At 47.5% G+C, this 12234-nt stretch carries 14 protein-coding genes; 11 read left to right on the forward strand and 3 right to left on the reverse strand.

The features are described from left to right. The 3 genes from VLX91_07495 to VLX91_07505 form a co-directional block, all read right to left on the reverse strand. On the reverse strand, positions 1–365 hold a 365-nt coding region (locus VLX91_07495; protein HUI30044.1), incomplete at its 3' end, for an EamA family transporter. Continuing rightward, positions 349–1290 (reverse strand): decaprenyl-phosphate phosphoribosyltransferase, encoded by a 942-nt coding sequence (locus VLX91_07500; GenBank protein HUI30045.1) that lies wholly within the window; start codon positions 1288–1290, stop codon positions 349–351. The genes VLX91_07495 and VLX91_07500, both read right to left, overlap by 17 nt. Before the next feature lie 148 nt (positions 1291–1438). Continuing rightward, the gene (locus VLX91_07505) at positions 1439–1792 is read right to left on the reverse strand and encodes a DUF4180 domain-containing protein (GenBank protein ID HUI30046.1); all 354 of its coding nucleotides are present in this window, start codon (positions 1790–1792) and stop codon (positions 1439–1441) included. Between the two features lie 284 nt (positions 1793–2076). Between VLX91_07505 and VLX91_07510 the strand changes: the two genes are divergently transcribed. From VLX91_07510 to VLX91_07560, 11 genes are all read left to right on the forward strand, one after another. After that, complete coding sequence (locus VLX91_07510; GenBank protein ID HUI30047.1) at positions 2077–2964, forward strand: sulfite exporter TauE/SafE family protein; 888 nt, start codon at positions 2077–2079, stop codon at positions 2962–2964. 8 nt (positions 2965–2972) lie between these two features. Next, on the forward strand, positions 2973–3392 hold the full coding sequence (locus VLX91_07515; protein HUI30048.1) for a DUF1634 domain-containing protein: 420 nt from the start codon (positions 2973–2975) through the stop codon (positions 3390–3392). 166 nt (positions 3393–3558) lie between these two features. Next, positions 3559–4455, forward strand: a complete 897-nt coding sequence (gene sppA, locus VLX91_07520; protein HUI30049.1) for a signal peptide peptidase SppA — start codon at positions 3559–3561, stop codon at positions 4453–4455. A 78-nt stretch (positions 4456–4533) separates the two neighbouring features. Beyond that, positions 4534–4890: an HU family DNA-binding protein gene (locus VLX91_07525; GenBank protein ID HUI30050.1), complete on the forward strand. Its 357-nt coding sequence runs from the start codon at positions 4534–4536 to the stop codon at positions 4888–4890. A gap of 236 nt (positions 4891–5126) precedes the next feature. Continuing rightward, on the forward strand, positions 5127–5825 hold the full coding sequence (locus tag VLX91_07530) for a tetratricopeptide repeat protein (protein ID HUI30051.1): 699 nt from the start codon (positions 5127–5129) through the stop codon (positions 5823–5825). A 196-nt stretch (positions 5826–6021) separates the two neighbouring features. Next, positions 6022–6909 carry a hypothetical protein gene (locus VLX91_07535; protein ID HUI30052.1) on the forward strand — a complete coding sequence of 296 codons (888 nt, stop codon included), beginning with the start codon at positions 6022–6024 and terminating at the stop codon, positions 6907–6909. Between the two features lie 11 nt (positions 6910–6920). Then, the gene (locus VLX91_07540; protein HUI30053.1) at positions 6921–8309 is read left to right on the forward strand and encodes a TrpB-like pyridoxal phosphate-dependent enzyme; all 1389 of its coding nucleotides are present in this window, start codon (positions 6921–6923) and stop codon (positions 8307–8309) included. A 226-nt stretch (positions 8310–8535) separates the two neighbouring features. Continuing rightward, positions 8536–8916, forward strand: a complete 381-nt coding sequence (locus VLX91_07545; GenBank protein ID HUI30054.1) for a YtxH domain-containing protein — start codon at positions 8536–8538, stop codon at positions 8914–8916. Positions 8917–8927: 11 nt separating this feature from the next. After that, positions 8928–9311, forward strand: coding sequence for a DUF948 domain-containing protein (locus tag VLX91_07550; protein HUI30055.1), 384 nt, complete (start codon positions 8928–8930; stop codon positions 9309–9311). A gap of 75 nt (positions 9312–9386) precedes the next feature. Beyond that, positions 9387–11483: an elongation factor G gene (gene fusA, locus VLX91_07555; protein HUI30056.1), complete on the forward strand. Its 2097-nt coding sequence runs from the start codon at positions 9387–9389 to the stop codon at positions 11481–11483. Between the two features lie 71 nt (positions 11484–11554). Further along, positions 11555–12061 (forward strand): HIT domain-containing protein, encoded by a 507-nt coding sequence (locus VLX91_07560; protein HUI30057.1) that lies wholly within the window; start codon positions 11555–11557, stop codon positions 12059–12061. The last annotated feature ends 173 nt before the right edge of the window (positions 12062–12234 follow it).

The following is a 12234-nucleotide window of genomic DNA, read 5'->3' on the forward strand; positions in this document are numbered from 1 at the left end:
AAATTTCCTCTTGAAGGAATTTTTTTTTCGATGGCTGCCTGCGCAATCGGCGTGAATGCAACTAGGAGTCCCGTGATGAACGCGGACTTGGATGAAGTCGTATATTTCAAACCGACCGTCTGGAAGGCAAATCCGATCATCAGCAAAAACCCCAGGAACAGGCCGCCCATCAACGTCGCCCTGTCCATCGAAAAATAATTTTTCCGGTAGATCAGCGGAAAAACAACCGACGCGATACCAAACCTTATTGCAAGAAACATCAGCGGGGACGCGCTGTTCAGCGCAAACTTGACGACCGCAAAAGTCCCGCCCCAGATAAACGTTATCGAGAGGAGAACTAATTCGGCTTTACTGAACCGGGACATATCTCGAGATAATTCGGATCAGTTCATGCCTATATATGATCGCAACAACGGATAGTATGAATAAAACGACAGTTATAACCATGGGCTTATCAGTGAGAAGCGCGTTCGTCGGGCTTTCGCCGAGCCGCGTCTTATGAATGAGATACATATACCTGAAGATTCCATAGACCACGAAAATGGTTGTGAATATCAAAGCCTCCGTGCCGAACGCGCGCACTGTTCGCTCCGAGACAGTGTAGAGCGCATAGGCGATGATTACACTCGCTGCCGAAACTGAAAGAATCTGATCTATCAGGCTCAAATCGTAATCCTCCAGGACTTCCCGCGTCGAAGGCAAAGCAGAATGCCCGTCCGATTCGCTGCTCATGTTAAGGAATTCGCTCCTTCGTTTTGCGACACCGAGGAAAATGGAGATGAAAAGAGTTGTCATTATGAGCCAGCTTGATATCTTAACATCTATGGCGTAACCGCCTGCAACTATCCGAAGAATAAATCCTGCGGCAATGACGAACACGTCGATGAGAACGATCTTCTTTAACCCGAACGAATATAGAAGATTCATGATGATGTAAAGGACGATCGGGATTGTCGCGGTCCAATGCACACGGCCGGCGAATAATAAAACGAATGATACAAATATCAAGGATACGGCGATTGTCCATCCTTCGCTTGTGTTGACTGCTCCTGCCGCAATGGGGCGGTTCTTTTTGATGGGATGGAGTTTGTCGAGCTCTCTGTCGGCAATATCGTTGATTATGTAAACGGAAGACGCAGCCAAACAAAACGAAAAGAAGGCGAGCGCGGAGCCGGAGAAAAGGGAAACGTTGAAAAGGTTTTTCGAAAAGATGAGCGGTACAACCACGAAGACATTTTTGACCCACTGCTCGGGTCTCATCAGTCTGAGGTAGTCAGGAATTCGTTTCATTGCAACAAATCTGATGAAAGTTGAACCGCCCAATATCCCGCAAAGACGGTAATTGACTATTATGCATGTAGCATGTTCTACTTAAACCAAGAAACTTCTTTGGCACAAAAAAGCCGATTGTAGATTGGTTTCATCAAAGTACTTTTCATTATTTCATCAGCCATTCAAGAGCCTCGGTTTTGTCAGAGAAAATAAATAATTGCGACCCTCTGTTGTGTGCAACGGTTTCAGAAAATTTGTTGATCTGATCTTTTTTACCTATCACCGCCAATTTTATCCTGAAAGAAAACAACTTCGCTATCAACTCTCCAAGAACAAAGCGATCGAAATTCGGTATAATTCCGTCCTTCTTCGTGATATCGACAAGCAGTTTGTGAATCTTGTTTTCCATACAGTGATTATATATTTCTTCAATCATTTTCTTCCCTTCGTCCAGGGAATAAATGCCGGTAATCTCAAAGTATGAGTAATCCTCTTTGGTTTCTTTTAAGCTATATTTCATTTTGGAACTCTTCAACATTCTATCTCAACAATAAATTAGAGAATCAAAACATTTCCAAAAATGCGCTGCGGCGCGTCGAAAAGTGTTCATCCGGTCCTCGATTGAGCATGTCATCTGACTATTGCAATACACACTGATTTTGTACCACGCAGCGGGAAAGCCAGACTCCTGTTTGTGCACCAACAAGGTGCCTCCTGTTCGCACAGTAAATTTATTTCTTCTATCTATGAAGTGCAAACGAGTTTTCCCCTTTGTTATTTGGGTCGGGCGAAATATATTTTGCCATGCTCCTGTCGTATCTCCTGATGTTTCTCATAGCGGTCTTTGCAGGATTTTTCGGTGCCCTTGTCGGAATCGGCGGAGGGATCGTAATCGTCCCTGCATTGTCGGTCATCTTCCACCTTCCTATCCACACGGCGATTGCCGCGAGCATAGTTTCAGTGATCGCCACCTCGATCGCCGGCGCGCGCTCGTACGTGGATCAGCAAATTACAAACGTGCGGCTCGGTATGTTTCTTGAAATTTCGACCACGCTTGGCGCACTACTCGGAGCGCTGATCGGCGTCATGGTACGCGGCTGGGTTCTTGCTTTGACATTTGCCGCGCTGGTTTTTTACATGGCGATAATTTCGTTCAGGACTCGTAAAACCGAAGACAAAATGATTCGGGCCGGCGTCTATGGCGAAGGAGTTTCCAGCGACACAATTTCATTATCTCTTAGATTGGCAGGCAACTATCATGATGCCGCGATGCAGACGGAGGTTAATTATATGGCGACGCGGACGGTCGAAGGAAGCTTGATCTCATCGTTTGCGGGCATTGCGTCCGGAATGCTTGGCGTTGGCGGCGGAATCATTAAAGTTGCCGCGATGAATTCACTCATGGGAATTCCGATGAAAGTCGCCGTCGCGACGAGCAAGTTTATGATCGGCGTTACCGCCGCAATCAGCGCTGTCGTCTATTTCATCGCGGGCGGAATAAACTTTTATGTCGTAGCTCCTGTCGCACTTGGAACGATGCTGGGCGCAACTCTAGGGAGCGCAGTGATGAACAAGCTCCGGAGCCGCGTGATCAAAACGATTTTCTTCGTTCTCATGCTCTATCTCGGCTATCAAATGCTCGCGAGAGGATTGTCGTCGGGTTTCGGCATTAATCTGCCGGGAACATTATGAATGGTTTTTTGAGATCTCACGAACGGCAGGTTGCTGAACTGGACCTCAGTCCCGACAAATCCGAAGTCCAGTTCATTAATAGAATTGTCATGTTCATTCTTTCCACGGGTATGTACGCCACCGTTGCATTTTATCTAATCGGATTATTTCTACTTTTTACAAAAGGAGATCCGGTGCCCGAGATTTCCAAACAGTACTTCAACTCGTTCGGATCATTTGTCTCGGGCATTTACTCATTCAACCCGCGGCCGTTTTTTTATCTTGGCACAATCTCGCTTATTCTCACGCCGGTCAGCAGAGTATTGATTTCGATCTTTGCATTCTGGAAAGAGAATGATAGAAAATTTGTCTATGTAACTGCCATGGTCTTTCTGATAATCCTTGCGAGTATTGTGGTCGGAAGTATTTTTAAGATAAATGTCGGATGAATCGGGTAGAAAAGTGGCAGGACCGCTGAGGCATCCCTGAAACGCGGAGGTGCCGGCAAAGAATATGGCGCGAAACCGGAGGAATTACATTCCGCTTTTTTTGATTTTGACCTTTGAATTTCATCCTCATAATTGCTAAAATGTTGTCTAACTAAGACTTACATCGTTGAAGAAATCGACGAAAATATTCATGTGGACGATTGGGATCGTCCTTGCTTTAGGCATTCTGATGATTGTCATTATAATAATGTCGGGAGGCGGAGCCGAAGAAGGAGAGTACGATCTTTCCGGGAGCGGGCAGAGAATTGCCGTCGTAAATATTACAGGTACGATTTTGTCATCGAGAGAAACAGTCTCGACACTGAAGAGCCTCGCAGAAAGTCCGAATGTAAGCGCAATCCTTCTTCGCGTCGATAGTCCGGGCGGCGGAGTTGCGGCGAGCCAGGAAATTTATGAAGAGATAAAATCGATTCGCGATTCCGGAAAACCGATCGTTGTGTCGATGGGTGCTCTTGCTGCGAGCGGTGGCTACTACGTCAGCTGCGGTGCATCAAGAATCGTGGCCAATCCGGGTACGGTTACCGGAAGTATCGGAGTCATCGCAACGTTTCCGAATTTTACAAAGCTGATGGAGAAAGTTGGGTTGCAGATGAACGTTGTAAAGAGCGGGGAATATAAAGACGCCGGTTCTCCTTTTAGACCGGCGACTAAAGAGGACGAAGAAATTTTTCAGAATGTTGTGGACGACACCTACTCTCAATTTCTCAATGTAGTTTCGTCGGAAAGAAAACTCCCTCTCGAAAAACTGAGAAAGTTTGCCGATGGACGTGTCTTCACCGGCGTTCAAGCCTTGAAGCTGGGTCTGGTGGATACCCTCGGTTCTTATGAAGATGCGGTCAACGTTGCGGCGAAACTCGCGGGAGTGAAAGGGAAGCCGGTGGTCGTAGAAGCGCACAGACAAAGGACGCTTGCCGACCTTATCTTTGGGGATCTATTCTCGAATCTCCATTTCTTCGAGAAGGATTTCATCGAGCAGCCGATATTACAGTACAAAATGAATTAGGAATGGGTCTTAACTGTTAGCGATCCGCTGTTTGTTAAAAACTAATAACAAATGGCTGACGACTAAAAAGGAGAAACGATGAGCGTTACTAAAGCTGATATTGTCGAAGAGATAGCTCTTCAAACCGGTCTTACGAAAATTGAAACCATGGCGGTTGTCGAAGGCTTCCTTGCATCGGTCAGGAATTCACTTGCAGAAGGAAAGACCATCGAGATAAGAGGATTCGGCAGTTTCAAAATCAGAAAGAGAAAGGGACGAATGGCGCGCAACCCCAAGACGGGACAGGCATATCCCGTCAAGGAGCAGTTTGTGCCGTACTTCAAAGTGTCGAAAGAATTCAAGGCATTTGTGGACGAGCATCTCGGGAAAAATATTCCCGTCGAAAAAGAAACGGATGGCTCGCATGTGGCCGGAGAGGAAGCGGCGCAGAAGTGACAACAGTGTTTTGTCCGCATTGCGGGACAGAATTGTCGAGTGAATACAATTTTTGCCCGAAATGCGGTACAAAACTTCAATTGGCGAGCAGTCAGCAGCCGGCAATCAGTCAACCTTCCGTTATTACTTGTCCGACGTGCGGATTTCAAAACCCGGTCGGAAATAAATCGTGCGAATCTTGCGGCTCTTATCTCAAAAGTTCGGAAAGGAGCCAGTCGGAAATCTCGGGCGTGCCAGTGGCTCCTGTAAATATGCCTGGACCCGAACCACCCCGCTCGGTTGAAGCATCTTCCAGGAATGAAAAGCGCAAGGAGGTGAAATCGCAAAGTTCAGTGGCGCGATCACAGCAGAAATTTCGTCTCACCACGACACAGGTAGTATCTATCGTAGCCGCCGTACTGCTCGGGTCGATATTGGTTTACGGGATCGTGTCCACGAAATCGGTCACTCCGCAGCAGGATAACACGGCAGGTCTGGATGCGCAGCAGCAGGCAACGGCAAACCAGCCGAGCGCGGATGTGCTCCATGAAATAGATCGTTTGAGGCAAGTGGTCGACAAGAATCCTGATGATCTAGTCTCAACTCTTCGACTCTCCAATATGCTTCAGGACAACGGGTTCTACGATCAGGCGGTGGTTTATTACAAAAGATATCTCGCAAAAATTCCCGATAATGTTGATGCGAGAGTCGACTATGGGGTGACGCTTTTCGAAGGTGGTCATACTCAAGATGCAATCGAGCAGCTGACTCAGGCGCTGAAGATGAACCCGCGACATCAAATAGGTTATTATAATCTGGGCATTGTGTATTTGAATGCCGGAGAGTTTGACAAGGCGAATGCCGCTTTCAAGAAATGCGTTTCGCTGGATCCGAACAGCGACATCGGAAAAAAAGCTCAGCAAACGCTCGAACAACATGCAAACCTAAAAAATTAGGAGGTGATGTAATATGCCGAGTGGTAAAAAGAGGAAACGTCACAAGATGGCAACTCACAAGCGCAAAAAACGTCTCCGCAAGATGCGTCACAAGAAAAAGATTCGTTAGTCAATTCAATATTCAAGCTGCGGTCCGCCGAAAATACTTGGCGGACTTGCAGATCTGATAATTCATAACTAACTGGCTTAGGTTTCAATGAGAACTTTCAAACGAGTTTCACTATTCATTTTTGTCTCAACATGTTTGATATTAGTATCCCAAGCTGCTTTCGGCTGGGGATTCTGGGCGCACAAAGTCATCAACAGGGAAGCTGCTGCCTTACTTCCGGAACCGTTGAAAGGTTTCTATGAGAAGAACCTCGACTACGTTGCCGAACACGCATCGGATCCGGACCTTCGGAGGGACTTCGACAAGAGCGAAGGTTATCGTCATTACATCGACATCGATCGTTACGGCTCATATCCTAATTTTGACGTTCCGCATTCTTATGAAGATGCCGTGAAAAAATACGGCGAGACCACTGTGATAAAAAATGGCACGGTGCCATGGACGGTCGGATTGGCGGTTGATAGTCTCGCAGCGGCGATGAAGACGGGAAATATCCCGCTGGTGCTTCATCTCTCGGCCGATCTCGGCCACTACGTCGGTGACATGAACGTGCCGTTGCATGTGACTCAAAATTATGACGGGCAGATGACGGGCAATATCGGGGTTCACGCGAGATGGGAGAGCGGGATTCCGGAACACTTCGGTGAGAAATATGATTTTGCAGGAATCGACAGTGTGTTCTATATTAAGAATCCGGTTGAGCATGCGTTTGAAATCCTGAATCACAGTTATTCATTGATCGATAGAATTTTCAGAGCCGACAGCATGGCAAAAATCGGGATTCCGCGCGATTCGCTCTACCGCGTGGAGGAAAAAGATGGTCGAAAAGCATATATTTATTCCGAGCGCTATTACGACAAATTCAATATAGAACTGGATGGTATGGTAGAATCACAGATGAGACGAGCGACAAGAGAAGTGGCCTCATACTGGTACACAGCCTGGGTGAACGCAGGTAAACCTAAATTTTGGTGAGAAATATTTCAATGAAATCGAAGCAAGTTCAAAACCGAATTTATTTGACAGAAAAAGAAATACCGAAGAAATGGTATAACATTACATTTAACTTGAAGGAGAAACTTCTTCCGCCTCTCGATCCACAGACGCGTCAGCCCATAGGGCCGGATAAGCTGGCGGCAATTTTCCCGCAGAGACTGATCGAGCAGGAAGTCTACGACAAGCAATTCTTGAAAATTCCGGAGGATATTCTGAAGATTTATTTGAAGTGGCGTCCGACTCCGCTTGTTCGGGCCACGAGACTCGAGGAGATGCTCGAGACGACGGCGCACATTTATTACAAGAATGAGTCGGTTAGTCCGGCGGGAAGCCATAAGCCTAACACAGCTGTCGCGCAGGCGTACTACAACAAGCTCGAAGGTGTCAAGCGTCTTGCTACCGAGACCGGCGCGGGTCAGTGGGGAAGTGCGCTTGCATTGGCGTGCAATTATTTTGATCTCGGGTGTAAAGTCTTCATGGTCAAATCATCGTACGACCAGAAGCCTTATCGTCGCAGCATGATGCAGCTCTGGGGAGCGGAAGTTACACCGAGTCCCAGCGAAGAGACGAAGTCCGGCAAGGAATTACTCGAAAGAGATCCGAACTCACCCGGCAGCCTCGGGATGGCCATCAGCGAGGCGGTTGAAGTGGCTGCGAGCGACCCCGATACGAAATATTCTTTGGGAAGTGTTTTGAACCATGTTCTTCTTCACCAGACGATCATAGGCGAAGAGACGATCAAACAGCTGGAGAAAATCGGAGAATTCCCGAATATTATAATCGGATGTGTGGGAGGGGGATCAAATTTCGGAGGGTTTTCATTCCCGTTCATACGCGAAATTCTGGAAGAGAAACCGCGTGCCAAGAAGATGAAAGTGATCGCAGTTGAGCCTGCCGCCTGTCCCACGATGACGCGCGGGGTTTTTACTTATGACTATGGCGACACCGTCGGTCTGACGCCGCTTCTTCCTATGCACACGCTCGGGCACGATTTTGTGCCTCCTGCGATTCACGCAGGCGGATTGAGGTATCATGGTGTATCGCCGCTCATATCCGCGCTGGTGAACCAGAAAATAATTCACCCGGTTTCATATTCTCAAAATGAAGTCTTCGATGCTGCCGTGAAATTTGCAAGGAGCGAAGGCATAGTACCTGCACCTGAATCGTCGCACGCGATCCGCGCAACGATCGACGAGGCTTTACGCGCAAAGTCCGAAGGAAAAGAAGAAGTCATAGTTTTCAATTTGTCCGGTCACGGTCACTTTGACATGAGCGCCTACGACGCTTACCTGCAGGGGCGGCTCGAGGATACTTCTCTCGATGAAGATGAGCTTCAGAAGTATTTGAGTCAGCTGAAGCATCAAGGGATCGCTGATTGAATATGGTTGGCACTGGTTCTCTGCGATTTCTTGATCGAAGATAACGAATTCTGAACAGACCGGACGTTAGCCGATAGAAAGAGATAGTTCGGGCAGACTTGTTCAGCCTCGGTTGCGAAGATCATTTGAATCACTTTGCAGCAAGTTTTTGCGTTATCGGTCTTCTTGATTTTTACTCTATGCGTTGATAACTTAAAAAAGCGTTTAAAATAATGGGAGGTATATCATGGCACACGACGACAACGGTTTGACCAAGGGTTTGTTGCTCGGCTTTATCGCGGGAGGCGTGATCGGGGCAGTGACCGCGTTACTGCTTGCGCCTAAGTCCGGAAAGGAACTTCGACAGGATATCAAAAAGAAAACAGACGAACTGAAAGAGGTTGCTCAAAATCAGCTCCAACAGGCGCGTGAAAAAGCCGGCGATCTTGTAAATGAGGGGAGAAAGCGCTCCGAAGAAATGATAAGCCAGGCAAAACAGCGAGCGGAGACTCTGCTGTCCGATGCCGAAAAAGTCATCGATCAGGCAAAGGGCGAAGGGAGCAAGCTGAAAGCAGCTTTCAAAGCCGGCGCGGATGCTTTTCGCGAAGAGAGAAACAAAAATAGTTAAAAGGCGGCGACATGACATTTGTTTATATAGCGGCTTCGATTGCTTTACTGTCATTCGCAGCCGCGAGCATCTACATGATAGTTCTCATGAAGGACGCCAAGCAAGTGCTCAATCAGGTAGAGGCTTCGGTCAAAGAAATATCCGATAAATCTGGCCCCCTTCTCGAGAATTCCGGAGTCATCACGGGAAAAATCAGAGAGATTGCCGAGAACGTCGACGGTGAAGTCACAAGTCTGAAGGGGGCTATGGATTCACTCGTCGGTGCAGTCGATGACCTTGTCGAGTTTGAGCGAAAAATCAAATCGAAAATCGAAGGACCAATCTTAGACACCGCGGGCATTGTTGCAGGAATTACAAGAGGAATAAGAACTTTCCTGCGGGTACTTAAAAGTTAATATTATAAGCCGAACGAAAATTGCATCCTGTGAAGTTCGGCTTCCCTGACTTCTTGTTCGGCAAAAGGAGATTCTATGAAGGAGTATCTTTCATCAAATATAAGAAATGTTGCCCTGGTAGGCCATGGCGCTGCAGGCAAGACCACCTTCGCGGAGGCTGTGCTTTATGCGGCCGGCGTCACGAGCCGGATGGGTTCAATCGCTGAAGGGAACACGGTTTCAGATTACAACCACGATGAGATTGAAAAGAAAATCTCGATAAGCACGTCGCTTCTTCATGTTGAATGGCGGGATTTGAAGTTTAATATAGTTGACCCGCCAGGCTACCCGGATTTCCTGGGTGAAGTGAAAGCGGCTTTAAGAGTTTCCGACGCTGCCCTGATTTTCGTCAAAGCCGTCGAAGGTATTGAGGTCGGGACGGAAATCGATTGGGGATTTACCAAGGAATATAAAAACCCGTCGATCTTTGTCATCAATAAAGTAGATGCCGAACACTCAAGCTTCAAAAAGGTTTTTCAGCAGATTCGGGATAAATTAACCCACGATGCCGCAGTGGTACAATTCCCGGCGAACGAGGGATTGACTGCAGACAGCGTGGTTGATGTTTTGAAATTGAAGCTGTTAAAGTTTGATCGAAACGCAAAGGGGAAGTTTACCGAGAGTGAAATTCCGGGTACTCTGAAAACTGAGGCGGAAAAATATCGCGAGGAGCTGATCGAGCAGCTTTCTGAAACGGATGAGGAATTGCTGAATACCTTTCTAGAAAAGGGTGAACTTACTGAAGAACAAATATTGTCGGGGTTGAGGAAGGCAATTGCAGAGCGAAAGATTTTTCCCGTGTTCGCGGTTGCAGGCCAGCAGCTCGTTGGTGTAGCTTCGATTCTCGATTTCCTGGCTGATTACGCTCCTTCGCCTGATGTCGTGCCGCAGAGTATTGCGTATAAGGCGGGAAATTCTAAAGAGGAAGTGAAAGTTCCATGCAGCCCCGGCGGCGACACCGCACTTTTTACATTCAAGACAATTTCTGAGCGCAACATAGGTGAGCTTTCTTTGTTCAGAGTATATTCGGGAATAGTCATGCCGGGTATGGATCTGGTGAATCAAACGAATGGAAAGAGCGAACGGCTCGGAACGTTGTACGTGCTGAACGGAAAAGATCGGAAAGAAATTTCGAAAGTAATAGCCGGTGATATCGCTGCGGTTGTCAAGCTGAAGGATACCCACACCAACAATACGCTTAGCAGCAAGAATTTTCCAGTAGTGCTGAAAAAAATAGAATTTCCTGAGCCGATAATGCGCGTGGCAATCGTCTCCAAGAACAGGCATGACGAGGACAAAGTCGCTTCAGGACTGCACGCGCTTCACGAAGAAGATCCCACGTTTCTCATTGAAGTCGATCCTGAATTGAGCCAGACTGTTCTTAGCGGACAGGGTGAGACGCATTTACAGGTCGTGACCAAGCGGCTCAAAGAGCGCTATGGCGTCGATGTCGACATGGTCGAACCGGATATCCCTTACCGCGAGACTATCAAAGGTTCCATCCCCGACTCTGAATACAAACATAAGAAGCAATCGGGCGGACGCGGCCAGTACGGTCACGTACATTTAAAGATAGAGCATCTGCCGCGCGGCGGCGGATTCGAGTTCGTCGATGCGATTGTGGGTGGAGTTGTGCCGGGAAGGTTTGTTCCCGCCGTTGAGAAAGGTGTCGTTGAGGCAATGGAGCGCGGCGTGGTGTCGGGTCATAAAGTTGTCGACGTAAAAGTGACTTTGTTTGACGGGACATATCATACCGTAGACTCGGATGAGGTCTCTTTCAAGATAGCCGGTTCGATGGCATTCAGAAAAGGCTTCAAGGAAGCCAAACCGATCCTCTTGGAACCAATTTATGAACTCGAAGTGGTCGTGCCGGATGAGCATATGGGAGACATAATGGGCGACATCTCCGGCAGGCGCGGGAAGATCATGGGAATGGAAGCGGAAGGAAGTAATCAAAAGGTTCGTGCACAGGTTCCGCTGAAAGAGCTGTACAAATACGCGAACGTGGTGAGAAGCATGACTCAGGGACGCGGCGTCTTCAAGCAGAAATTCTCCCACTATGAAGAAGTTCCGAAAGAGGTTGCCGAGAAGATTATCTCCGAAGCACAAAAGGACAAAGTAGAACAAGAGTAAAGTGTAATTCTTGTTTTGAATTCTGAAATTCAGATTTAACATTCACAATTTAAAATTTAAGATCCTCCTTTATGCAGCGTTTGTGGTCGCCGTGGCGATCAAAATATATTGAATCGATCTCTGAAAAGAATGACGGAACGCAGAAGAAGTGTATCTTCTGCGAAAAGTTTTCAGAACACGATGACGAAAAAAGTCTCGTCGTCTATCGAGGGAGCCTTTCGGCGATTGTAATGAACCTTTATCCGTACAACAGCGGCCATCTGATGGTTGTCCCGTTCGCTCACAAGGGAGACTTCGAGGATTTAACGGATGAAGAAAATGCGGATGTGATGAGACAGGTGAGATTAGCGGTCAAACTGCTTCGGATGACCTGCCATCCGGATGGATTCAATTTCGGCGCGAATCTTGGGAAGGTCAGCGGCGCTGGGATCGCAGAGCACGTGCACTTCCATGTTGTACCACGATGGAACGGCGACACCAACTTCATGACGGTTCTTGACGACACCAAGATCATCTCTGAGGAGCTTCAGGACACGTACAAAAAGTTCAAGGCTGCTCTCGCCGCAATGAAGCCTTAGAAATAGGGCGCAAAAGGGGCAAATCTTTCAGTCTTTGCGTCTTTTCTATCCTGGAATTTCAAACTTCGACATTTTTCGTCACGGACAAAAAAGGTAAATTATATAAAATCCAATTTCTTGCTCCATTCCGGCATGCATGGACGGCAGGCCGGGAGATACGTGATCTAACGTAG

The sequence above is a fragment of the Candidatus Acidiferrales bacterium genome (assembly GCA_035515795.1).
Taxonomy (GTDB): Bacteria; Bacteroidota; Ignavibacteria; order Kryptoniales; family JAKASW01; genus JAKASW01.

Excerpts from the sequence above, each read along its gene's own strand:
- VLX91_07535 (HUI30052.1), top strand. The coding sequence starts at position 6,022 with ATGAGAACTTTCAAACGAGTTTCACTATTCATTTTTGTCTCAACATGT.
- VLX91_07560 (HUI30057.1), top strand. The coding sequence starts at position 11,555 with ATGCAGCGTTTGTGGTCGCCGTGGCGATCAAAATATATTGAATCGATC.
- VLX91_07540 (HUI30053.1), top strand. The coding sequence starts at position 6,921 with ATGAAATCGAAGCAAGTTCAAAACCGAATTTATTTGACAGAAAAAGAA.
- VLX91_07545 (HUI30054.1), top strand. The coding sequence starts at position 8,536 with ATGGCACACGACGACAACGGTTTGACCAAGGGTTTGTTGCTCGGCTTT.
- VLX91_07525 (HUI30050.1), top strand. The coding sequence starts at position 4,534 with ATGAGCGTTACTAAAGCTGATATTGTCGAAGAGATAGCTCTTCAAACC.
- VLX91_07500 (HUI30045.1), bottom strand. The coding sequence starts at position 1,290 with ATGAAACGAATTCCTGACTACCTCAGACTGATGAGACCCGAGCAGTGG.
- VLX91_07505 (HUI30046.1), bottom strand. The coding sequence starts at position 1,792 with ATGAAATATAGCTTAAAAGAAACCAAAGAGGATTACTCATACTTTGAG.
- VLX91_07550 (HUI30055.1), top strand. The coding sequence starts at position 8,928 with ATGACATTTGTTTATATAGCGGCTTCGATTGCTTTACTGTCATTCGCA.
- VLX91_07510 (HUI30047.1), top strand. The coding sequence starts at position 2,077 with ATGCTCCTGTCGTATCTCCTGATGTTTCTCATAGCGGTCTTTGCAGGA.
- fusA (HUI30056.1), top strand. The coding sequence starts at position 9,387 with ATGAAGGAGTATCTTTCATCAAATATAAGAAATGTTGCCCTGGTAGGC.